The following is a 21,826-nucleotide window of genomic DNA, read 5'->3' on the forward strand; positions in this document are numbered from 1 at the left end:
GGGGACGTCAGCCGGAGGCCTTCTTGTCCTGATCCTTGAGACCCGGCGGGGGCCAGTTCTCAAGGCGCATGCCCATGGAAAGGCCATGGGAGGCCAGCACGTCCTTGATCTCGGTCAGGGACTTCTTGCCCAGATTCGGGGTCTTGAGCAGCTCCACCTCGGTGCGCTGGATCAGGTCACCGATGTAGTAGATGTTCTCGGCCTTCAGGCAGTTGGCGGAGCGCACGGTCAGCTCCAGGTCATCTACGGGACGCAGCAGGATGGGGTCGATCTCCATCTGCTTGCTCTCGGTGACGGTGCTCTCGTCGCCCTGCAGTTCGACAAACGCGGCCAGCTGGCTCTGCAGGATGCCGGCGGCCTGGCGGATGGCGTCATCGGCCTCCACGGTGCCGTTGGTCTCCAGCTCGATGACCAGACGGTCCATGTCGGTACGCTGCTCCACACGGGCGCTCTCGACCTTGTAGGCCACGCGACGGATGGGGCTGAAGCTGGCATCCAGCATCAGGCGACCGATGGGACGGTCCTCGGACTCGGAGCTGCGACGGGCGGTCACGGGCTGGTAGCCACGGCCGCGGCCCAGCTTCAGGCTCATGGACAGCTCGCCGTTCTTGGTCAGGTGGGCGATCACGTGCTCCGGATTGACGATTTCCACGTCATGATCCAGGGTGATGTCGCCGGCGGTGACCACGCCCGGGCCCTTCTTCTTCAGGGTCAGGGTGGCCTCATCGCGGTTGTGCATGCGCAGGGCGATGCCCTTGAGGTTCAGCAGGATATCGACCACGTCCTCCTGCACACCCTCGATGGAGGTGTACTCGTGGAGCACACCCTCGATCTCCGCTTCCACCACCGCGGCGCCCGGAATGGAAGACAGCAGGATACGGCGCAGGGCATTGCCCAGGGTATGGCCGAAACCGCGCTCCAGAGGCTCGAGCACCACCTTGGCCTGCCGATCGCTGACACTGGTGACCTCGATGTGGCGAGGCTTGAGGAGTTCGTTGACTTTGGTCTGCATTGAAGACCCCGTATTCGTTTACTTGGAGTAGAGCTCCACCACCAGAGACTCATTGATCTCGGCTGGCAGTTCGCTACGTTCCGGAATGCTCTTGAAGACGCCTTCCATTTTCTTGGTGTCCACTTCGACCCACTCGGGGAAGCCGAACTGCTCGGCGAGCGTCAGGGAATCCTGGATGCGCACCTGCTTCTTGGCCTTCTCGCGGACAGCCACCACGTCGGAGGGCTGGACCTGGTAGGAGGCGATGTTCACCGCCTGGCCGTTGACCTGGATGGCCTTGTGGCTGACCAGCTGGCGTGCCTCGGCGCGGGTGGCGCCAAAGCCCATGCGGTAGACCACGTTGTCCAGACGACGCTCCAGCAGCTGCAGCAGGTTCTCACCCGTGGAGCCCTTCATGCGGGAGGCAGTCTTGTAGTAGTTGCGGAACTGGCGCTCCAGCACACCATAGATGCGGCGCAGCTTCTGCTTCTCGCGCAGCTGCAGGCCGTAGTCGGACAGGCGGGCACGGCGATCGCCGTGCTGGCCAGGGGCCTTGTCCAGCTTGCACTTGGTGTCGAGGGAGCGGCCGCGGCCTTTCAGAAAAAGGTCGGTGCCTTCCCGGCGGCTCAGTTTGCACTTGGGACCAATGTATCTTGCCATCTGGGGAACTCCGGACTAGACGCGGCGCTTTTTGGGCGGACGGCAGCCGTTATGAGGAATCGGGGTGATGTCGCTGATGTTCAGGATCTTGAAACCCGCGTTGTTCAGCGCACGCACGGCGGATTCACGACCGGGGCCGGGGCCACGAACCAGGACTTCCAGGTTCTTCAGGCCGTATTCCTGGGCAGCCGTGCCGGCACGCTCGGCAGCCACCTGGGCGGCGAACGGGGTGCTCTTGCGGGAGCCACGGAAGCCGGAACCACCGGAGGTCGCCCAGGACAGGGTGTTGCCCTGGCGATCGGTGATGGTCACGATCGTGTTGTTGAAAGTGGCGTAAATGTGCGCAATGCCGTCGGATACGGTCTTCTTGACCTTCTTCCGGGTGCGGGTCGGAGCCTGTGCCATATATAAAATGTCCTGTCAGAAAGCAGTATTACTTGCGAATCGGACGGCGCGGACCCTTGCGGGTACGGGCATTGGTCCGGGTGCGCTGCCCACGCAGGGGCAGTCCGCGGCGATGACGGAGTCCACGGTAGCAACCGAGGTCCATCAAGCGCTTGATATTCATGGAAACCTCGCGTCGGAGGTCACCTTCCACCGGGAACTGGCCCACCGCGGCACGAAGCTTTTCCACTTCCTCTTCAGTGAGGTCGCGGATCTTCATGTCCGGCTTCACGCCCGTCGCCTCGCAGATCTTCTGCGCACGGGTGCGGCCAATGCCGTAGATCGCGGTCAACGCAATCACGGTGTGCTTGTTGTCGGGGATGTTGACGCCTGCAACACGAGCCATTCGTAAATCTCCACGAACCGGCGGAAAAGCGCGGTATTGTATCCAGTTAGTCCTGCCGAATCAATTCTTAGCCCTGGCGCTGCTTGTGGCGCGGATCCTTGCAGATCACGCGAACCACACCATTGCGCCGGATGACCTTGCAATTGCGGCAGATCGTCTTAACAGAGGCACGTACTTTCATTGCTCTATCCTCAGTCTGGACAGCTGCTTCAGCGCAGCATGCCCGATTTACCATAACCCTTCAGGTTCGCCTTCTTCATGAGCCCTTCGTACTGATGGGACATCAGGTGGGCCTGAAGCTGGGCCATGAAATCCATGACCACAATCACGATGATCAGCAGGGACGTGCCGCCGAAGTAGAATGGCACATTCCAGTACAGGATCATGAACTCGGGGAGCAGACACACGGCGGTGATGTAGATCGCACCCACCGCGGTCAACCGGGTCATGACACCATCGATGTAACGCTCCGTCTGCATCCCTGGACGGATGCCGGGGATGAACGCCCCGGACTTTTTCAGGTTGTCGGCCGTCTCCCGCGAATTGAACACCAGCGCGGTGTAGAAAAAGCAGAAGAAGATGATCGCAGCCGCATAGAACATCACGTACAGCGGCTGACCCGGGGCCAGCGTGGTCGAGATGTCACGCAGCCAGGTCATCCCTTCGGCCTGGCCGAACCAGGTTCCCAGCGTCGCCGGGAACAGGATAATACTCGAAGCGAAGATGGGGGGAATCACACCCGCCATGTTCAGCTTCAGGGGCAGATGGCTGCTCTGCCCGCCATACACCTTGCGGCCCACCTGGCGCTTGGCGTAGTTCACGGTAATGCGCCGCTGGCCACGCTCCACGAACACCACGAAGGCCGTCACTGCCAGGGCCATGATGATGAGCAGCATCACGAAGGCCGGGGACAGCTCGCCGGTGCGGGCCAGTTCCAGGGTGCCACCAATGGCGGCCGGCAGGCCCGCCACGATGCCCGCAAAGATGATGATGGAGATACCGTTGCCGATACCCCGCTCGGTGATCTGCTCACCCAGCCACATCAGGAACATGGTACCCGTCACCAGGGTCACCACCGTGGTGAAGATAAAACCGGGCCCCGGTGCGATGGCCATGCTCATGCCGCCGATCTGCTGGCCGTTCAGGGCGATGGCAATACCGATACTCTGGAACAGCGCAAGGGCCACAGTCCCGTAACGGGTGTACTGGGTGATCTTGCGGCGGCCGGCCTCGCCTTCCTTCTTCAACTGCTGCAGGCTCGGCACCGTGGCGCTGAGCAGCTGCATGATAATGGCAGCGGAGATGTAGGGCATCACGCCCAGGGCGAAGATGCTCAGCCGCTCCAGGGCGCCACCGGAGAACATGTTGAACATGTCCAGGATGGTGCCGCTGTGCTGGTCGAAAAACTGCGCCATGGCCACAGGGTTGATGCCCGGCACCGGGATGAAGGTCCCGATCCGGTACACCACCAGGGCCAGCAGCACGAAGACCAGACGCTGCCGGAGTTCAGTCAGCTTGCCGATCCCGCCCAGCGAGCCAGCCATGCCTGCGCGCGGGTTCGCCACTTACTTACTCCTCGATCTTGCCGCCGGCGGCCTCGATGGCCTCACGGGCACCCTTGGTCACGGCGACACCCTTCAGGGTCACGGCCTTTTCCAGCTTGCCGGAAGCGATCACCTTGGCGCGCAGGGTCTGGGCAGGCACGACGCTCGCCTTGATCAGCGCAGCCAGGTCAATGGTGCCTTCCAGGCCGGCCAGCTCATGCAGGCGGACCTCGGCGACACGCAGGGACTTGCGGGAGTTGAAGCCCACCTTCGGAAGACGGCGCTGCAGGGGCATCTGGCCGCCTTCAAAGCCCACCTTGTGGTAGCCGCCGGCACGGGCCTTCTGACCCTTGTGACCGCGACCAGCGGTCTTGCCCAGGCCGGAACCGATGCCGCGGCCCACGCGCTTGGCGCTGGGACGGCTGCCCGGGGCGGGCGCAATGGAATTCAGACGCATGTCAGGCTTCCTCCACCTTGAGCATGTAGGAGACCTTGTTGATCATCCCGCGGTTCTCCGGGGTGTCTTTCACCACCACCGGGCTATGAATACGGCGCACACCCAGGCCACGCACGCAGGCGATATGGGCCTTGAGGCGACCGTTGAGGCTGCGCACCAGCGTAACCTTGAGATCTTTTGCATTCGCCATGATCAATTACCCCAGGATCTCTTCGAGCTTCTTGCCGCGCTTGGAGGCAACCAGCTCGGGAGCGTGAACAGCGCCCAGACCGTTGAGGGTGGCCTGAACGACGTTGATCGGGTTGCGCGAGCCGATGCACTTGGCCAGCACGTTACGCACACCGGCCACTTCGAGCACGGCGCGCATGGCGCCGCCGGCGATGATGCCAGTACCCTCGGAAGCAGGCTGCATGAACACCTTGGCGGCACCATGGCGAGCGCTCACGGCATAGTGCAGCGTACCCTCGTTGAGCGGCACGGTACGCATGTTCTTGCGCGCGGACTCCATGGCCTTGGCGATGGCCAGCGGCACTTCACGCGCCTTGCCGTAACCCACGCCCACCTTGCCGTTGCCGTCACCCACCACGCTCAGCGCGGTGAAGCGGAACTGGCGGCCACCCTTGACCACCTTGGCCACACGGTTGACGGTAATCAGCTTTTCCTGCAGGCCGTCGGTCTCGTTGCTCTGAAAACTTGCCATGGGATCACCCTTTTAGAATTGCAGTCCGCCTTCACGGGCGGCATCGGCCAGCGCCTTCACGCGGCCATGATATTTGAAGCCGGAGCGATCAAACGCCACTTCGCTCACGCCCTTGGCCTTGGCGCGCTCAGCGATCACCTTGCCAATGGCTACGGCGGCGTCCACATTGCCGGTGCCCTTGAGATCCTTGGCCAGTTCGACTTCCACCGTGGAGGCAGCAGCCACCACCTCGGAGCCGTTGGGCGCGATCACCTGGGCATAGATGTGACGCGGAGTACGATGCACGCACAGCCGATGAACGCCGTTGTGGCGGATCTGATGGCGGGTGCGGGCGGCACGACGCAGACGAGCTGATTTCTTATCCATTCCGAGTCACCTTACTTCTTCTTGGCTTCCTTACGAATGATCTGCTCATTCGCATACTTGACGCCCTTGCCCTTGTACGGCTCAGGGGGCCTGAAAGCACGGATCTCTGCGGCCACCTGGCCCACCACCTGCTTGTCCACGCCCTTGACCAGGATCTCGGTCTGGGACGGGGTCTCGATGGTGATGCCTTCGGGCACCGGGTATGCAACGGGGTGCGAGAAACCCAGCGTCAGGTTGAGCGTCTTGCCCTGGGCCTGGGCGCGGTAACCCACGCCGACGAGCTCCAGCTTGCGCTCAAAACCCTGGCTGACACCCACCACCATGTTGTTCACCAGCGCGCGCATGGTACCGGCCATGGCGTACTTGCTGGCATCGCCATTGCGGGGGGCCAGCTGCAGGGTGTTACCCTCCTGGCTGACTTCCACATCGGCATGCAGGTCATAGCTCAGCTGGCCCTTGGGGCCCTTCAGAGCAACGTTGTTGCCATTGATAGTGACGTTTACGCCACTGGGCAACGCGATCGGTTTTTTTGCTACACGGGACATGGTCTGAATCCCTTAGGCAACGATGCAAAGGACTTCGCCACCCTGCCCGAGGGCACGTGCGGCACGGTCAGTCATCACACCATTGGACGTGGAGACGATGGCAACACCCAGACCGCCGATCACCTTGGGAAGCTCGTCCTTGCTGCGGTAGATACGCAGGCCGGGACGGCTCACACGCTTGATCGTCTCGATCACGGGCTTGCCCTGGAAATACTTCAGCTTGATGTTCAGGACGGGCTTGCCGTCAGCGGCATCGACGCCGTAATCGGCAATGTAGCCCTCGTCCTTCAGCACCTTCGCGATGGACTCCTTGAGCTTCGAGGCAGGCATGCTCACCTCGTTCTTGCTGGCGCGCTGACCATTGCGGATGCGGGTCAGCATATCGGCCACTGGATCGGTCATGCTCATCTGTATTTATCCTCTTACCAGCTCGCCTTGACCAGGCCGGGGACGTCCCCACGCATGGCGGCTTCACGCAGCTTGTTACGGCCAAGACCGAACTTGCGGTAGTAACCCTTCGGACGCCCAGTCAGGTGGCAACGGTTACGCTGACGCGACTTGGAAGAATCGCGCGGCAGCTTCTGCAGGGCGATAACCGCCTGCATACGGGTCTCATATTCCGTTTCCGGATTGCTGATCGTTGCCTTGAGCTCGGCGCGCTTGTTGGCGTACTTCTTGACCAGCTTGCTGCGCTTGAGCTCACGCTCCAACATGGACGTCTTGGCCATTAATCAAACCTCTCAGTGCTTGAAAGGGAAGCTGAACGCTGACAGCAGCGCACGGGCTTCCTCATCATTCTTAGCCGTGGTGGTAATGCTGATGTTCATACCACGCAAGGCATCGATCTTGTCGTAATCAACTTCAGGGAAGATGATCTGTTCCTTGATACCCATGTTGTAGTTTCCGCGGCCATCGAAACCCTTCGGGTTCAGGCCACGGAAGTCACGCACGCGGGGCAGCGCGACGTTCACCAGGCGATCCAGGAACTCGTACATCGCTTCGCGGCGCAGGGTCACCATGCAGCCGATCGGATAGTCGTCGCGGATCTTGAACCCGGCGATGGACTTGCGAGCCTTGGTCACCACGGGCTTCTGACCCGCAATGGCGGTCATGTCCGACACGGCGTGCTCGATGATCTTTTTGTCACCGACCGCCTCACCCAGACCCATGTTGAGGGTGATCTTGGTGATGCGGGGGACTTCCATGACGTTGCTGTACTGGAATTTCTCCATCAGCTGCTTCATCACGGTGTCCCGGTAGAATTCTTTCAGCCTTGCCATCTCAGCCACCTATCAAGCGTCCACAACTTCGTTGTCGGACTTGAAGTAACGCACCTTGCGACCGTCTTCCAGAGTCTTGAAACCGACGCGATCACCCTTGCCCTTGGCCGGGTTGAACAGCATCACGTTGGAGACGTGAATCGGCATCTCCTTGTCGATGATGCCACCGGGCTGACCGGCAGTCGGGTTCGGCTTCTGGTGCTTCTTCACCATGTTGATGTTCTGCACCACGACGCGATCGTCGGTGAGAACCTTCACCACGGTGCCGCGGCGCCCCTTGTCTTTGCCTGCGGTGACGATGACGTCGTCACCCTGTTTGATCCTTTGCATCTCTCAATACCTCGACGTCAGAGCACTTCGGGTGCCAGGGAGATGATCTTCATGAACTTCTCGCCACGCAGCTCGCGGGTCACGGGCCCGAAGATACGGGTACCGATGGGCTGCAGCTGGTTGTTCAGCAGCACGGCAGCGTTGCGGTCGAAGCGCACGACGGAACCGTCGGGACGGCGCACACCCTTGGCGGTACGCACCACCACGGCGTTGTACACCTCGCCCTTCTTCACCTTGCCGCGCGGGATGGCGTCCTTGACGCTCACCTTGATGATGTCACCCACGCTGGCATACCGGCGATGGGATCCACCCAGCACCTTGATGCACTGAACCTTGCGGGCCCCGCTGTTATCGGCGGCATCCAGAACCGTCTGCATCTGAATCATGGTCTTATCTCACCTATCCGTTACATGGGCGACCGGTCAGCCGGCGGCCTTCTCCAGCACCTTCACCAGGCGGAAGGTCTTGGTCTTGGACATGGGGCGGCACTCCTGCACCATCACCTTGTCACCCATGCGGGCCTCGTTGCCCTCATCGTGAACGTGCAGCTTGGTGGAACGCCGGATGTACTTGCCGTACAGCGGGTGACGCACCTTGCGCTCGATGAGGATGGTACGGGTCTTGTCCATCTTGTCGCTGACGACGCGACCGATGACCGCACGCTGTACTTTTGCTTCTTCACTCATGTTCATTCACCTGCCACCGAACGCTCGTTCATGACGGTCTTGATACGGGCAATATCCTTGCGGATCTTGCTGAACCGATCCGGGCGGGCCAGCTGGCCGGCACCACGCTGCATGCGCAGACCGAACTGTTCGCGCAGCAGTTCAAGCAGCTCCTTCTTGAGCTCCTCGTTGTTCTTCTCTCGCAGTTCAGAAGCCTTCATCACATCACCGTCCGGGTCACAAACTGGGTCTTGATGGGCAGCTTGGCAGCGGCAAGCTTGAACGCCTCGCGGGCGATCTCCTCGCTGACACCTTCCATCTCATACAGGATTCGGCCGGGCTGGACCTTGCAGACCCAGTACTCCACGTTGCCCTTACCCTTACCCATACGCACTTCCAGGGGCTTCTTGGTGACAGGCACGTCTGGGAACACACGAATCCAGATCTTGCCGCCACGCTTGATGTGGCGGGTCATGGCGCGTCGGGCGGCCTCGATCTGACGGGCAGTGAGTCGGCCGCGATCCTGAGCACGCAGGGCGTACTCACCGAAGCTGACCTTGCCGCCCGAGAACGCCAGGCCACGGTTCTTGCCCGTGAACTGCTTCCGGAACTTGGTCCTCTTGGGCTGCAACATCTCGCAAACTCCTTAGTTCACCGCGGCCTTGCCTTCCTGGCCGCCATCGGTCTTCTGTTCGAAATCGAAAACTTCGCCCTTGAACACCCACACCTTGACGCCAATCACGCCATAGGTGGTACGGGCCTCGGCAAAGCCGTAGTCAATGTCGGCACGCAGGGTGTGCAGGGGCACACGGCCTTCGCGGTACCACTCGCTGCGGGCAATCTCGGCGCCGTTCAGACGACCGGCGACGTGCACCTTCACGCCCAGGGCGCCGAGGCGCATGGCGTTGCCCACGGCGCGCTTCATGGCGCGACGGAACATGATGCGGCGCTCGAGCTGCTGGGCAATGCCCTCGGCCACCAGCTGCGCATCCACCTCGGGCTTGCGGATCTCTTCGATGTTGATCTTGACGCTGTTCACGTCCAGACCCAGCTTCGCAGCGGCTTCCTTGCGCAGGGCCTCGATGTCCTCACCCTTCTTGCCGATCACGATACCGGGACGGGCGGTGTGGATGGTGATGAAGGCCTGGCGCGCGGGGCGGGCGATCTCGATTCGGCTGACGGAGGCCTGGGACAGACGCTCCTTCAGGAATTCGCGGATCTCCAGATCCTTGGCCAGCACGTTGGCGTAGTCACGACCATCGGCGTACCAGGTGGAATTCCACTCACTGGAGACACCGAGGCGGAAGCCGACCGGATGTACTTTCTGACCCATGGACTTACCCCTTTACCTTTTCGCCCACCGCCACGGTGATGTGGCTGGTGCGCTTCAGAATGCGATTGGCCCGACCCTTGGCACGGGCGTGGATGCGCTTGAGGGTCGGCCCCTGGTCAATATAGATCTGGGAGACCTTGAGCTCATCCACATCGGCGCCTTCGTTGTGCTCGGCGTTGGCGATGGCGGACTCAAGCACCTTCTTGACGATGGCAGCACCCTTCTTGGGGCTGAAGGTCAGCTCCTGCAGCGCACGCTCCACCGGCATGCCACGAATCTGGTCGGCGACCAGGCGGCACTTCTGGGGAGAGATGCGGGCAAAGCGCAGACGCGCAAACGTTTCGGTTGCCATCTCGACTTACCTCGCCTTCTTGTTCGCCACGTGACCCTTGAAGGTCCGGGTGGCGGCAAATTCACCGAGCTTGTGACCGACCATGTTCTCGTTCACCAGCACGGGGACGTGCTGACGACCGTTGTGCACGGCGATGGTCAGACCGACCATCTGCGGCATGATCATGGAGCGGCGCGACCAGGTCTTGATCGGACGTCTCTCGTTGTTCGCCACCGCGGCATCCACTTTCTGGAGCAGGTGGTGGTCGATAAACGGGCCCTTCTTGAGTGAGCGTGGCACTGGCCTATCCCTCGTTACTTCTTGTTCCGACGACGCACGATCATATTATCGGTGCGCTTGTTCTTGCGGGTCTTGTAACCCTTGGTGGGCACGCCCCAGGGCGTGACGGGGTGCTTGCCGAAATTACGGCCTTCACCACCACCATGCGGATGGTCAACCGGGTTCATGGCGGTACCACGAACCGTCGGACGAATGCCCAGCCAACGCTTGGCACCGGCCTTGCCGAACTTGCGCAGGCTGTGTTCGCTGTTGCTGACCTCGCCGATGGTGGCACGGCAGTCGGCAGGCACCTTGCGCATCTCGCCGGAGCGCAGACGCAGGGTGGCGTGCTGACCTTCGCGGGCCACCAGCTGCACGGCGGCACCGGCGCTGCGGGCCATCTGCGCGCCCTTGCCGGGCTTCATCTCGATGCAGTGCACCACGGTACCCACCGGGATGTTGCGCAGCGGCAGCGTGTTGCCGGCGCGGATCGGTGCGTTGGTACCGGACAGCAGCTGGTCACCGGCCTGCACACCCTTGGGCGCGATCACGTAACGGCGCTCGCCGTCAGCGTACAGCACCAGGGCGATGTGCGCGCTGCGGTTCGGATCGTACTCCAGGCGCTCGACACGGCCGGGGATACCGTCCTTGTCGCGCTTGAAGTCGATGATGCGGTAGCGCTGCTTGTGACCACCACCCACATGACGGGTGGTGATACGACCCTGGTTGTTACGACCACCGGAGCGGACCTTTTTCTCGACCAGCGGGGCGTACGGCTCTCCCTTATGGAGATCCGGGCTGACCACGCTGACCACGAAACGGCGGCCTGCTGACGTGGGCTTGGATTTCACGATCGGCATGATGCGTACCCTTTACTCGCTTCCGGCCAGCGCGATGTCCTGGCCGGCTGCCAGGGTCACATAGGCCTTTTTCCAGTTGTTGCGGCGCCCCTCGAAGCGGCCGAAGCGCTTGCGCTTGCCCTTCATGTTGACGACACGCACGGAAGACACCTGAACCTCGAAAAACTTCTCCACGGCGGCCTTGATCTCGCCGCGCGTGGCGTCAGGGGCCACCTTGAACACATGCTGATTGGCCGCGTCGGCGAGCACCGTGGCCTTCTCGGACACGTGGGGGCCCACCAGGACCTTCAAGAGCCTTTCTTCATTCATGCCAGCCACTCCTCAACCTGCTTCAGCGCCGGCACGGTGATGAGGACCTTCTCAAAACCCACCAGGCTCACCGGGTCCAGACCGCCCACCTCGGACACGTCGACACCCGGCAGATTGCGGGCGGACAGGTACAGGTTGGCATCGGCCTGATCGGTGACGATCAGCGCATTGCTCACACCCAGGCCGCCGAGCTTCTCCAACAGGCCCTTGGTCTTGGGCGCGTCGACCGCGAAGCTGTCGACCACCACCAGGCGCTCCTGGCGCACCAGCTCGGAGAAGATGGAGCGCATGGCAGCGCGGTACATCTTGCGGTTCAGCTTCTGGGAGTAGTCCCGAGGACGGGCCGCGAAGACCTTGCCACCGGTACGCCAGATGGGGCTGCGGATGGTACCGGCGCGGGCACGACCACTGCCCTTCTGCTTCCAGGGCTTGGCGCCGCCGCCGCTGACATCGGAGCGACCCTTCTGGGCCTTGGTGCCGGCACGACCGCCCGCCATGTAGGCGACCACGGCCTGGTGCACCAGGTCCTCGTTGAATTCACGACCGAAGGTCTGATCAGAGACCTCCAGATCCTTCTTGGTGTCTTGTACCTGAAGCTTCATGACACTTAACCCTTAGCCTTGACGCCGGGACGCACCAGGACGTTGCCGCCGGTGGAACCGGGCACCGCGCCCTTGATGAGCAGAAGATTGCGCTCCACGTCGACCCGGACCACCTCCAGGTTCTGCACGGTGCAACGCTCGTTACCCATGTGACCGGCCATCTTCTTGCCCTTGAACACGCGACCCGGGGTCTGGTTCTGGCCGATGGAGCCGGGGGCACGATGGGACAGGGAGTTACCGTGGGTGGCATCCTGCATGCTGAAGTTGTGACGCTTGATCACACCCTGGAAGCCCTTACCCTTGCTGATGCCCGTTACGTCGACGATCTGGCCGGCCTCGAAGATATCCACCTTCAGCTCGGCACCCGTCTCGATCTCGGCACCCTGGTCACCATCCAGACGGAATTCCCACAGGCCACGACCGGCTTCCACGCCCGCCTTGGCGAAATGCCCGGCGCGGGGCTTCGTCACCCGGGAGGCCTTGCGGGCACCCGTGGTCACCTGCAGGGCGCGATACCCGTCGCGCTCCTCGGTCTTGACCTGGGTCACGCGGTTCGGGTCCACCTCGATCACCGTTACCGGCAGGGAGGCACCGTCTTCCGTGAAGACGCGGGTCATGCCCAGCTTGCGACCGACCAATCCGATTGCCATGACACTACCTCGTTATCCACGCCCGCCCGGGAGCGGGCGCGCGGTTATTCTTGAAAGTCCCAAAATCGTGGCCCGGCACAAGCCAGCCTGTACCGGGCCACGGAAAGCAGACAATTATGTCAGAAAAATTGTCGTTAGTTAAGCTTAATTTGCACGTCCACACCGGCGGCCAGATCCAGCTTCATCAGGGCGTCCACGGTCTTGTCCGTGGGGTCCATGATGTCCATGAGCCGCTTGTGGGTGCGGATCTCATACTGATCACGGGCGTCCTTGTTCACGTGGGGCGAGATCAGGACCGTGAAGCGCTCCATCTTGGTGGGCAGGGGGATGGGACCCTTGACCCGGGCGCCGGTGCGCTTGGCGGTTTCGACGATCTCACTGGCGGAGCGATCGATCAGACGGTGATCGAAGGCCTTGAGCCGGATACGGATTCTCTGCTTGGACATGTCTCTAATTCTCAGGTTAGGAGTAAGGCGGGAGGCGTGAGGTGCGGCTTGTGGACCTCACCCCTCACCCCTCACCCCTCACATCGTTACTCGATGATCTTGGACACCACGCCGGCGCCCACGGTGCGGCCGCCTTCGCGGATGGCGAAGCGCAGACCGTCTTCCATGGCGATCGGGTTGATCAGCGACACCGTGATCTTCACGTTGTCACCAGGCATCACCATCTCCACACCCTCCGGCAGGTCGCAGGAACCGGTCACGTCGGTGGTCCGGAAGTAGAACTGCGGACGGTAGCCGTTGAAGAACGGGGTGTGACGACCACCCTCTTCCTTCGACAGCACGTACACCTCAGCCTCGAACTTGGTGTGCGGGGTGATCGAACCGGGCTTGCACAGCACCTGGCCACGCTCCACGTCGTCACGCTTGGTGCCGCGCAGCAGCACGCCCACGTTGTCGCCCGCCTGACCCTGGTCCAGCAGCTTGCGGAACATCTCCACGCCGGTCACGGTGGTCTTGACGGTGTCGCGGATACCCACGATCTCGATTTCGTCACCCACCTTCACAATGCCGCGCTCGATTCGGCCGGTCACCACGGTGCCGCGACCAGAGATGGAGAACACGTCTTCCACCGGCATCAGGAACGCACCGTCGATGGCACGCTCGGGCTCAGGAATGTAGGTGTCCAGCGCCTCGATCAGCTTGTCGATGGCCGGCACGCCGATCTCGGACTCGTCGCCTTCCAGCGCCTTCAGCGCGGAACCCACGATGATCGGGGTGTCGTCGCCAGGGAAGTCGTAGGAGGACAGCAGGTCACGGACCTCCATCTCCACCAACTCCAACAGCTCGGGGTCGTCCACCATGTCGGCCTTGTTCAGGAACACGACGATGTAGGGCACGCCCACCTGACGGGCCAGCAGGATGTGCTCGCGGGTCTGGGGCATCGGGCCGTCAGCGGCCGAGCACACCAGGATCGCGCCATCCATCTGGGCAGCACCGGTGATCATGTTCTTCACGTAGTCGGCGTGGCCGGGGCAGTCCACGTGTGCGTAGTGGCGGTTGGCGGACTCGTACTCCACGTGCGCGGTGGCGATCGTGATGCCGCGGGCGCGCTCTTCAGGGGCGTTGTCAATCTGGTCGTAGGCACGGGCCTCACCACCAAACTTCTTCGCCTGACACACCGTCAGCGCCGCCGTCAGCGTCGTCTTGCCATGGTCCACGTGACCAATGGTGCCCACGTTTACATGCGGCTTCTTACGCTCAAATTTTTCCTTGGACACGATGTAACCCCTTCTAAATCAATCTGTTGAATCAGGAAGCCTTCTTGACGGCTTCGACCACGGTGGACGGAGCCTCGGCATACTTGGCGAACTCCATGGAGTAGGTCGCACGACCCTGGCTCATGGAACGCAGCGAGGTGGAGTAGCCGAACATCTCGGACAGCGGCACCTCGGCGCGCAGGATCTTCAGGCCATGAGCGTCATCCATGCCCTGGATCAGACCACGGCGACGGTTCAGGTCGCCCATCACGTCACCCATGTAATCCTCGGGCGTTTCCACTTCCACCTTCATGATGGGCTCGAGCAGCACAGCGCCGGCCTTCAGGGCACCTTCCTTGAAGGCCATAGAACCGGCGATCTTGAACGCCATTTCCGAGGAGTCCACGTCGTGGTAGGAACCGTCATACAGGGTGACCTTGACGTCCACCACCGGGAAACCGGCCAGCACGCCGTTCTTCATCTGCTCCTGGATGCCCTTATCCACGGCCGGGATGTACTCCTTGGGCACCACGCCGCCGACGACGGCGTTCTCGAACTCATAGCCGGTACCGGCTTCCTTGGGCTCGATGCGGATCCAGACGTGACCGAACTGACCGCGACCACCGGACTGACGCACGAACTTGCCTTCCTGTTCGATGGTCTTGCGGATGGTCTCGCGGTAGGCCACCTGGGGCTTGCCCACGTTGGCCTCGACCTTGAACTCGCGCTTCATGCGGTCGACGATGATCTCCAGGTGCAGCTCGCCCATGCCGGAGATGATGGTCTGGCCGGACTCCTCGTCGGTGTGGACGCGGAACGAGGGGTCTTCCTGGGCCAGCTTGTTCAGGGCCAGACCCATCTTTTCCTGGTCGCCCTTGGTCTTGGGCTCCACGGCAACGGAGATCACGGGATCCGGGAACTCCATGCGCTCCAGGATCACAGGCTTGTCCAGGGAGGACAGGGTGGTACCGGTGGTGACGTCCTTCAGGCCCACGCAGGCACCGATGTCGCCGGCACGCAGTTCCTTGATCTCTTCGCGGTTGTTGGCGTGCATCTGCAGGATTCGACCCACGCGCTCCTTGTTCGTGCTCTGGGAGTTGTACACGCTGTCGCCGGAGTTCAGCACGCCGGAATAGACGCGCACAAAGGTCAGTGTGCCGACGAAGGGGTCGGTGGCGATCTTGAACGCCAGGGCCGCAAAGGGCTCGTCGTCGCTGGACTTGCGCTCGATGGGCTGCTCGGTGTTGGCATCCAGACCCTTGATGGCTGCCACCTCGGTGGGCGACGGCAGGTAGTCGATCACCGCGTCCAGCATGGCCTGCACACCCTTGTTCTTGAAGGCGGTGCCGCACAGCATGGGGACGATCTCCAGGGCGATGGTGCGCTGGCGCAGACCCTGCTTGATCTCGGCCTCGGAGAGCTCACCCTCTTCCAGGTACTTGTTCATCAGCTCTTCGCTGGACTCGGCGGCGGCCTCGACCATCTTCTCGCGCCACTCCTCGGCCAGAGCCTGGAGCTCGGCCGGGATGTCGGCCAGCTCGAAGGTCACGCCCATGTCGGCCTCGCTCCAGTAGATGGCCTTCATCTTCACCAGGTCGACGACGCCCTTGAAGTTGTCCTCGGCGCCGATGGGGATCTGCACGGGCACGGGATTGGCGTGCAGACGCTCACGCATCTGCTTGTGAACATTGAAGAAGTTGGCGCCGGAGCGGTCCATCTTGTTGACGAAGGCCAGACGCGGCACGCCGTACTTGGTGGCCTGGCGCCACACGGTCTCGGACTGGGGCTGCACGCCGCCCACGGCGCAGTACACCATGCAGGCACCGTCCAGCACGCGCATGGAACGCTCCACCTCGATGGTGAAGTCCACGTGCCCGGGGGTGTCGATGATGTTGATGCGGTGTTCCGGGAACTGCTTGTCCATGCCGGACCAGAAGCAGGTGGTGGCCGCGGAGGTGATGGTGATACCACGCTCCTGCTCCTGCTCCATCCAGTCCATGGTGGCCGCGCCCTCGTGCACCTCGCCCACCTTGTGGGACACGCCGGTGTAGAACAGGACGCGCTCGGTGGTGGTGGTCTTGCCGGCATCAATGTGCGCACTGATGCCGATGTTGCGATAACGCTCGATGGGGGTTTTGCGTGCCACGGGCAGTTCCTCGGTAACTCTGTGTCTGAAGCGGACCGCTTACCAGCGGTAATGGGAGAAGGCCTTGTTGGCCTCCGCCATGCGATGGGTGTCTTCCCGCTTCTTCACGGCAGAACCCTTGCTGTCGGCAGCGTCCATCAGCTCACCGGCCAGCTTCAGGGCCATGGACTTCTCGCCGCGCTTGCGGGCGGCGTCCACGATCCAGCGCATGGCCAGGGCGTTCTGGCGCACCGGGCGCACTTCCACGGGCACCTGGTAGGTGGCACCACCCACGCGGCGGGACTTCACCTCCACCCGGGGGCGCACGTTGTCCAGGGCCTGCTCCAGCACCTGGATGCCATCACCCTTCTTGCCCTCGATCTGGGTCAGGGCACCGTACAGGACCCGTTCGGCCACGGACTTCTTGCCGTCCTTCATGACGGTGTTGATGAACTTGGCGAGCAGATCACTCTTGTACTTCGGATCGGGCAGGATCTGACGCTTGGGGGCTTCGCTTCTTCTGGACATGGTCTATGTACTCAATATCGGGCCGTTAGGCCTTCTTGGGGCGCTTGGCACCGTACTTGGAGCGGGCCTGCTTGCGGTTCTGCACACCCTGGGTATCCAGGCTGCCGCGCACCGTGTGGTAACGCACACCGGGAAGGTCCTTCACGCGACCGCCGCGGATCAGCACCACCGAGTGCTCCTGCAGGTTGTGGCCTTCACCACCGATGTAGCTGCTGACCTCGTAGCCGTTGGTCAGGCGCACACGGGCCACCTTACGAAGTGCCGAGTTGGGCTTTTTCGGGGTCGTGGTGTACACGCGAGTGCACACGCCCCGCCGCTGCGGACAGGCCTGGAGCGCAGGCACAGCGCTCTTTTCCACTTTCCGCTTGCGCGGTTTACGCACCAACTGATTGATTGTCGCCATGAAAGATTTTCTCCTACCCAAAAACAACGACAGACCGAACCATTACCGGTCTGTCGAGGGTGCGAAAGTTTAGGGAACAGGGCCGCCCCCTGTCAAGCAGGGAACGGCCCGCCACCCCCGGGAATCACTCCGCGGGGGTCTGGGTCTCCATACCCGAATCGGTCTCGACTGCCTCCGGGGCCTCCGGCACCATCAGGGACAGGCCCCCGGCATGGCGCTTGCGGCGGCGGTCCTTGTGGTACGCCAGACCGGTACCGGCCGGGATCAGCCGGCCCACGATCACGTTCTCCTTCAGGCCCCGCAGGTCGTCACGGGCGCCCCGGGTGGCCGACTCGGTGAGCACCCGGGTGGTCTCCTGGAAGGAGGCCGCCGAGATGAACGACTCGGTCACCAGGGAGGCCTTGGTGATGCCCAGCAGCACCCGCTCGTACTTGGCCCGTTCCTTGTCGGGACCCAGGCGCTCGTGCTCTTCCAGGACCCGGGCACGGTCCACCTGCTCCCCGGTGAGGAAGCGGGTCTCGCCGGCATCGGTGATCTCCACCTTGCGCAGCATCTGGCGCACGATCACCTCGATGTGCTTGTCGTTGATCTTCACACCCTGCAGGCGGTAGACGTCCTGGATCTCCTTGACCATGTACTCGGCCAGGGCGGTGACGCCCAGCAGACGCAGGATGTCGTGGGGGTTCGGTTCGCCATCGGCGATCACTTCGCCCCGCTCCACGTGCTCGCCCTCGAAGACGTTCACGTGGCGCCACTTCGGAATCAGCTCCTCGTGGGTGTCACCGTTCTCGTCGGTGATGATCAGGCGCTGCTTGCCCTTGGTGTCCTTGCCGAAGCTGACGGTACCGGTGCGCTCCGCGAGGATCGCAGGCTCCTTGGGCTTGCGGGCCTCGAACAGGTCGGCCACGCGGGGCAGACCACCCGTGATGTCGCGGGTCTTGGAGGACTCCTGGGGGATACGGGCAACCACGTCGCCCACCGCCACGGTGGAGCCGTCCTCGAGGCTCATGATCGCCCCGGTGGGCAGCACGTAGTGGGCCGGGATCTCGGTACCCGCCAGCATCAGGTCCTTGCCCTTCTCGTCCAGCAGCTTGACCATGGGACGCAGGTCCTTGCCGGCGGAGCCGCGGGACTTGGGATCCATGACCACGGTGGAGGACAGGCCGGTGATCTCGTCCACCTGCTTGTTGACGGTCACACCCTCGATGAAGTCGTGCAGCTGGATGCGGCCCGCCACCTCGGTGATGATCGGGTGGGTGTGCGGATCCCAGGTGGCCACTTCCTGGCCGGCCTCGACGGCATCGCCCTCGTTGACCGAGATCACCGCGCCGTAGGGCACCTTGTAACGCTCGCGCTCGCGGCCCTGCTCGTCGATCACGCCCAGCTCACCGGAACGGGACACGGCCACCAGGTTGCCCTGCTTGTTGGTCACCGTCTTGATGTTGTGCAGACGGATCGTGCCCTTGGCCTTCACGGAGATGGCGCTGATGGCCACGGAACGGCTGGCCGCACCACCGATGTGGAAGGTACGCATGGTCAGCTGGGTGCCGGGCTCACCGATGGACTGGGCGGCAATGACGCCCACCGCCTCGCCCTCGTTGACCTGATGGCCACGGGCCAGGTCGCGGCCGTAGCACATGGCGCAAATGCCGTGACGGGTCTGGCAGGAGATGGCGGACCGCACCACCACCTCGTCCACGCCGGAGGCCTCCATGAGGTCCACGGCGTCCTCGTCCAGCAGGGTGCCGGCGGGCAGCAGGGTGGAACCGTCGGCCATCTCGATGTCCTGGGCCAGCACACGGCCCAGCACCCGCTCGCGCAGGGGCTCGACCACGTCGCCACCCTCGATGATGGGCTTGAGGACGATGCCCTGATCGGTACCGCAATCCACCTCGGTGACCACCAGGTCCTGGGCCACGTCCACCAGACGGCGGGTCAGGTAACCGGAGTTGGCGGTCTTGAGCGCGGTATCCGCCAGACCCTTACGGGCGCCGTGGGTGGAGATGAAGTACTGCAACACGTTCAGACCCTCACGGAAGTTCGCCGTGATGGGGGTCTCGATGATGGAGCCGTCCGGCTTGGCCATCAGGCCGCGCATGCCCGCCAGCTGGCGGATCTGGGCGGCGGAGCCTCGGGCACCGGAGTCGGCCATCATGAAGATGGAGTTGAAGGACGGCTGCTTGACGGTCTTGCCCTCGGCGTCGGTGACCTCCTCCTTGCCGAGCTTCTCCATCATGGCCTTGGCCACCTGATCGTTGGTGTGCGACCAGATGTCCACCACCTTGTTGTAGCGCTCGCCCTTGGTGACCAGACCGGAGGAGTACTGGTCCTCGATCTCCTTCACCTGGGACTCGGCATGGGCCAGGATCCCGGTCTTCTCGTCGGGGATGACCATGTCGTTGATGCCGAAGGACACGCCGGCACGGGTGGAGTACTTGAAGCCCGTGTACATGAGCTGGTCGGCGAAGATCACCGTCTCCTTCAGACCCACGCGGCGGTAGCAGGCGTTGATCAGCCCGGAGATGGCCTTCTTGTTCAGATCGCGGTTGACCAGCTCGAAGGGCAGGCCCTCGGGCAGGATGCGCGACAGCAGCGCGCGGCCCACGGTGGTCTTGACGCGGTTGAAGCGCGCCTCGAGCTCGCCCTTGTCATTGGGCACCACCTCGCGGATACGCACCTCGACGCGGGCATGCAGCTCGGCCTGGCCGGTCTCGTAGGCGCGGTGCACCTCGTCCACGTCGGTGAACAGCATGCCCTCGCCCCTGGCGTTCACCCGGTCGCGGGACATGTAGTAGAGGCCCAGCACGATGTCCTGGGACGGCACGATGATGGGATCACCATGGGCCGGCGACAGGATGTTGTTGGTGGACATCATCAGGGCGCGGGCTTCCAGCTGCGCCTCCAGGGACAGGGGCACGTGCACGGCCATCTGGTCGCCGTCGAAGTCGGCGTTGAACGCGGCGCACACCAGCGGGTGCAGCTGAATGGCCTTGCCCTCGATGAGCACCGGCTCGAAGGCCTGGATACCCAGGCGATGCAGGGTGGGCGCACGGTTGAGCATCACGGGATGCTCGCGGATCACCTCTTCCAGGATGTCCCAGACCTCCGGCCCTTCGCGCTCCACCAGCTTCTTGGCCGCCTTGATGGTGGTGGCCAGGCCACGGCGATGCAGCTTGCCGAAGATGAAGGGCTTGAACAGCTCCAGGGCCATCTTCTTGGGCAGACCGCACTGGTGCAGGCGCAGGGTCGGGCCCACCACGATCACGGAACGACCGGAGTAGTCCACGCGCTTGCCCAGCAGGTTCTGGCGGAAACGGCCCTGCTTGCCCTTGATCATGTCGGCCAGGGACTTCAGCGGGCGCTTGTTGGTGCCGGTGATGGCACGGCCGCGGCGGCCGTTGTCGAGCAGCGCGTCCACGGACTCCTGCAGCATGCGCTTTTCGTTGCGCACGATGATGTCCGGGGCGTTGAGCTCCAGCAGGCGCTTGAGGCGGTTGTTGCGGTTGATCACCCTGCGGTACAGGTCGTTCAGGTCCGAGGTGGCGAAACGGCCGCCGTCCAGGGGCACCAGCGGACGCAGGTCCGGGGGCAGCACGGGCAGGACCTTGAGGATCATCCACTCGGGCTTGTTGCCGGAATCCAGGAAGGACTCGATCAGCTTCAGGCGCTTGGCGATGCGCTTGATCTTGGTGTCGGAACTGGTCTCGTTGACCTCGGCGCGCAGCTTGGCCGCCTCGCTCTGCAGGTCGATGGACTTGAGCAGCTCGTAGACCGCCTCGGCGCCCATGCGGGCGTCGAACTCGTCACCGTGCTCCTCGATGGCCTCCAGATACTGCTCGTCGGTGAGCAGCTGGCCACGCTCCAGGGTGGTCAGACCCGGGTCGATGACCACGAAGGCCTCGAAGTACAGCACGCGCTCGATGTCGCGCAGGGTCATGTCCATGAGCAGGCCGATGCGGGACGGCAGGCTCTTCAGGAACCAGATGTGGGCCACGGGGCTGGCCAGCTCGATGTGGCCCATGCGCTCGCGGCGCACCTTGGTCTGGGTCACCTCGACGCCGCACTTCTCGCACACGACGCCGCGGTGCTTGAGGCGCTTGTACTTGCCGCACAGGCACTCGTAGTCCTTGATGGGTCCGAAGATCTTGGCACAGAACAGGCCATCACGCTCCGGCTTGAAGGTCCGGTAGTTGATGGTTTCGGGCTTCTTCACTTCACCGAAGGACCAGGAACGGATCAGCTCGGGCGAGGACAGGCCGATGCGGATGGCATCGAACTCTTCCACGTGGCCCTGCTGTTTCAACAGATTGAGAAGGTCTTTCATGGTGTCACCTCAATTCGGTAGCTGCGGTACGGTATTGGAACAGGGCCGGGAT

32 protein-coding genes are annotated in these 21,826 nt (G+C 62.9%); all 32 read right to left on the reverse strand.

Annotated elements, in window-relative coordinates; translation table 11 throughout:
• Positions 1-7: 7 nt before the first annotated feature.
• Positions 8-1,012, reverse strand: a complete 1,005-nt coding sequence (locus TGR7_RS11515) for a DNA-directed RNA polymerase subunit alpha (RefSeq protein WP_012638855.1) — start codon at positions 1,010-1,012, stop codon at positions 8-10.
• 18 nt (positions 1,013-1,030) lie between these two features.
• Positions 1,031-1,651 carry a 30S ribosomal protein S4 gene (rpsD, locus tag TGR7_RS11520; protein WP_012638856.1) on the reverse strand — a complete coding sequence of 207 codons (621 nt, stop codon included), beginning with the start codon at positions 1,649-1,651 and terminating at the stop codon, positions 1,031-1,033.
• Positions 1,652-1,666: 15 nt separating this feature from the next.
• Positions 1,667-2,056 carry a 30S ribosomal protein S11 gene (gene rpsK, locus TGR7_RS11525; RefSeq protein ID WP_012638857.1) on the reverse strand — a complete coding sequence of 130 codons (390 nt, stop codon included), beginning with the start codon at positions 2,054-2,056 and terminating at the stop codon, positions 1,667-1,669.
• A 28-nt stretch (positions 2,057-2,084) separates the two neighbouring features.
• The gene (gene rpsM / locus TGR7_RS11530) at positions 2,085-2,441 is read right to left on the reverse strand and encodes a 30S ribosomal protein S13 (protein ID WP_012638858.1); all 357 of its coding nucleotides are present in this window, start codon (positions 2,439-2,441) and stop codon (positions 2,085-2,087) included.
• Positions 2,442-2,508: 67 nt separating this feature from the next.
• A complete protein-coding gene (gene rpmJ, locus TGR7_RS17205) occupies positions 2,509-2,622 on the reverse strand; it encodes a 50S ribosomal protein L36 (RefSeq protein ID WP_012638859.1) in 114 nt (37 codons plus the stop codon).
• 28 nt (positions 2,623-2,650) lie between these two features.
• The gene (gene secY / locus TGR7_RS11535; protein WP_018953714.1) at positions 2,651-3,985 is read right to left on the reverse strand and encodes a preprotein translocase subunit SecY; all 1,335 of its coding nucleotides are present in this window, start codon (positions 3,983-3,985) and stop codon (positions 2,651-2,653) included.
• A 25-nt stretch (positions 3,986-4,010) separates the two neighbouring features.
• Positions 4,011-4,442, reverse strand: a complete 432-nt coding sequence (gene rplO / locus TGR7_RS11540; protein WP_012638861.1) for a 50S ribosomal protein L15 — start codon at positions 4,440-4,442, stop codon at positions 4,011-4,013.
• Between the two features lies 1 nt (position 4,443).
• The gene (gene rpmD / locus TGR7_RS11545; RefSeq protein ID WP_012638862.1) at positions 4,444-4,632 is read right to left on the reverse strand and encodes a 50S ribosomal protein L30; all 189 of its coding nucleotides are present in this window, start codon (positions 4,630-4,632) and stop codon (positions 4,444-4,446) included.
• A gap of 6 nt (positions 4,633-4,638) precedes the next feature.
• Positions 4,639-5,142, reverse strand: coding sequence for a 30S ribosomal protein S5 (gene rpsE / locus TGR7_RS11550; protein WP_012638863.1), 504 nt, complete (start codon positions 5,140-5,142; stop codon positions 4,639-4,641).
• A gap of 12 nt (positions 5,143-5,154) precedes the next feature.
• Positions 5,155-5,508, reverse strand: coding sequence for a 50S ribosomal protein L18 (gene rplR / locus TGR7_RS11555; protein WP_012638864.1), 354 nt, complete (start codon positions 5,506-5,508; stop codon positions 5,155-5,157).
• Positions 5,509-5,519: 11 nt separating this feature from the next.
• A complete protein-coding gene (rplF, locus tag TGR7_RS11560) occupies positions 5,520-6,053 on the reverse strand; it encodes a 50S ribosomal protein L6 (protein ID WP_012638865.1) in 534 nt (177 codons plus the stop codon).
• Positions 6,054-6,065: 12 nt separating this feature from the next.
• Positions 6,066-6,461 carry a 30S ribosomal protein S8 gene (gene rpsH, locus TGR7_RS11565; RefSeq protein ID WP_012638866.1) on the reverse strand — a complete coding sequence of 132 codons (396 nt, stop codon included), beginning with the start codon at positions 6,459-6,461 and terminating at the stop codon, positions 6,066-6,068.
• Positions 6,462-6,475: 14 nt separating this feature from the next.
• The gene (gene rpsN, locus TGR7_RS11570) at positions 6,476-6,781 is read right to left on the reverse strand and encodes a 30S ribosomal protein S14 (RefSeq protein WP_012638867.1); all 306 of its coding nucleotides are present in this window, start codon (positions 6,779-6,781) and stop codon (positions 6,476-6,478) included.
• A 12-nt stretch (positions 6,782-6,793) separates the two neighbouring features.
• The gene (gene rplE / locus TGR7_RS11575) at positions 6,794-7,333 is read right to left on the reverse strand and encodes a 50S ribosomal protein L5 (protein WP_012638868.1); all 540 of its coding nucleotides are present in this window, start codon (positions 7,331-7,333) and stop codon (positions 6,794-6,796) included.
• Between the two features lie 12 nt (positions 7,334-7,345).
• Positions 7,346-7,663, reverse strand: a complete 318-nt coding sequence (rplX, locus tag TGR7_RS11580) for a 50S ribosomal protein L24 (protein ID WP_012638869.1) — start codon at positions 7,661-7,663, stop codon at positions 7,346-7,348.
• Positions 7,664-7,680: 17 nt separating this feature from the next.
• A complete protein-coding gene (rplN, locus tag TGR7_RS11585; protein ID WP_012638870.1) occupies positions 7,681-8,049 on the reverse strand; it encodes a 50S ribosomal protein L14 in 369 nt (122 codons plus the stop codon).
• 36 nt (positions 8,050-8,085) lie between these two features.
• Positions 8,086-8,349, reverse strand: a complete 264-nt coding sequence (gene rpsQ, locus TGR7_RS11590) for a 30S ribosomal protein S17 (RefSeq protein WP_012638871.1) — start codon at positions 8,347-8,349, stop codon at positions 8,086-8,088.
• Positions 8,350-8,351: 2 nt separating this feature from the next.
• Positions 8,352-8,549, reverse strand: coding sequence for a 50S ribosomal protein L29 (gene rpmC / locus TGR7_RS11595; RefSeq protein WP_012638872.1), 198 nt, complete (start codon positions 8,547-8,549; stop codon positions 8,352-8,354).
• Positions 8,549-8,962 (reverse strand): 50S ribosomal protein L16, encoded by a 414-nt coding sequence (gene rplP / locus TGR7_RS11600; protein ID WP_012638873.1) that lies wholly within the window; start codon positions 8,960-8,962, stop codon positions 8,549-8,551. The genes rpmC and rplP overlap by 1 nt, the downstream gene beginning before the upstream one ends.
• Positions 8,963-8,974: 12 nt before the next feature.
• Positions 8,975-9,661, reverse strand: coding sequence for a 30S ribosomal protein S3 (gene rpsC / locus TGR7_RS11605; protein ID WP_012638874.1), 687 nt, complete (start codon positions 9,659-9,661; stop codon positions 8,975-8,977).
• 4 nt (positions 9,662-9,665) lie between these two features.
• The gene (gene rplV, locus TGR7_RS11610) at positions 9,666-10,013 is read right to left on the reverse strand and encodes a 50S ribosomal protein L22 (protein ID WP_012638875.1); all 348 of its coding nucleotides are present in this window, start codon (positions 10,011-10,013) and stop codon (positions 9,666-9,668) included.
• A 6-nt stretch (positions 10,014-10,019) separates the two neighbouring features.
• Positions 10,020-10,292 carry a 30S ribosomal protein S19 gene (rpsS, locus tag TGR7_RS11615; RefSeq protein WP_012638876.1) on the reverse strand — a complete coding sequence of 91 codons (273 nt, stop codon included), beginning with the start codon at positions 10,290-10,292 and terminating at the stop codon, positions 10,020-10,022.
• A gap of 14 nt (positions 10,293-10,306) precedes the next feature.
• Complete coding sequence (rplB, locus tag TGR7_RS11620; protein ID WP_012638877.1) at positions 10,307-11,131, reverse strand: 50S ribosomal protein L2; 825 nt, start codon at positions 11,129-11,131, stop codon at positions 10,307-10,309.
• Between the two features lie 12 nt (positions 11,132-11,143).
• Positions 11,144-11,440, reverse strand: coding sequence for a 50S ribosomal protein L23 (gene rplW / locus TGR7_RS11625; RefSeq protein ID WP_012638878.1), 297 nt, complete (start codon positions 11,438-11,440; stop codon positions 11,144-11,146).
• The gene (gene rplD, locus TGR7_RS11630) at positions 11,437-12,042 is read right to left on the reverse strand and encodes a 50S ribosomal protein L4 (RefSeq protein WP_012638879.1); all 606 of its coding nucleotides are present in this window, start codon (positions 12,040-12,042) and stop codon (positions 11,437-11,439) included. The genes rplW and rplD overlap by 4 nt, the downstream gene beginning before the upstream one ends.
• 5 nt (positions 12,043-12,047) lie before the next feature.
• Positions 12,048-12,692: a 50S ribosomal protein L3 gene (gene rplC / locus TGR7_RS11635; protein ID WP_012638880.1), complete on the reverse strand. Its 645-nt coding sequence runs from the start codon at positions 12,690-12,692 to the stop codon at positions 12,048-12,050.
• A gap of 134 nt (positions 12,693-12,826) precedes the next feature.
• Positions 12,827-13,138 (reverse strand): 30S ribosomal protein S10, encoded by a 312-nt coding sequence (gene rpsJ / locus TGR7_RS11640; RefSeq protein ID WP_012638881.1) that lies wholly within the window; start codon positions 13,136-13,138, stop codon positions 12,827-12,829.
• An 86-nt stretch (positions 13,139-13,224) separates the two neighbouring features.
• The gene (tuf, locus tag TGR7_RS11645) at positions 13,225-14,415 is read right to left on the reverse strand and encodes an elongation factor Tu (RefSeq protein WP_012638882.1); all 1,191 of its coding nucleotides are present in this window, start codon (positions 14,413-14,415) and stop codon (positions 13,225-13,227) included.
• A gap of 31 nt (positions 14,416-14,446) precedes the next feature.
• A complete protein-coding gene (gene fusA / locus TGR7_RS11650; RefSeq protein WP_012638883.1) occupies positions 14,447-16,540 on the reverse strand; it encodes an elongation factor G in 2,094 nt (697 codons plus the stop codon).
• A 39-nt stretch (positions 16,541-16,579) separates the two neighbouring features.
• On the reverse strand, positions 16,580-17,047 hold the full coding sequence (rpsG, locus tag TGR7_RS11655; protein WP_012638884.1) for a 30S ribosomal protein S7: 468 nt from the start codon (positions 17,045-17,047) through the stop codon (positions 16,580-16,582).
• A gap of 25 nt (positions 17,048-17,072) precedes the next feature.
• A complete protein-coding gene (gene rpsL / locus TGR7_RS11660; RefSeq protein ID WP_012638885.1) occupies positions 17,073-17,450 on the reverse strand; it encodes a 30S ribosomal protein S12 in 378 nt (125 codons plus the stop codon).
• A 124-nt stretch (positions 17,451-17,574) separates the two neighbouring features.
• Complete coding sequence (rpoC, locus tag TGR7_RS11665; RefSeq protein ID WP_012638886.1) at positions 17,575-21,774, reverse strand: DNA-directed RNA polymerase subunit beta'; 4,200 nt, start codon at positions 21,772-21,774, stop codon at positions 17,575-17,577.
• Positions 21,775-21,826: the final 52 nt, after the last annotated feature.

The sequence above is a fragment of the Thioalkalivibrio sulfidiphilus HL-EbGr7 genome (assembly GCF_000021985.1).
Classification (GTDB): domain Bacteria; phylum Pseudomonadota; class Gammaproteobacteria; order Ectothiorhodospirales; family Ectothiorhodospiraceae; genus Thioalkalivibrio_A; species Thioalkalivibrio_A sulfidiphilus.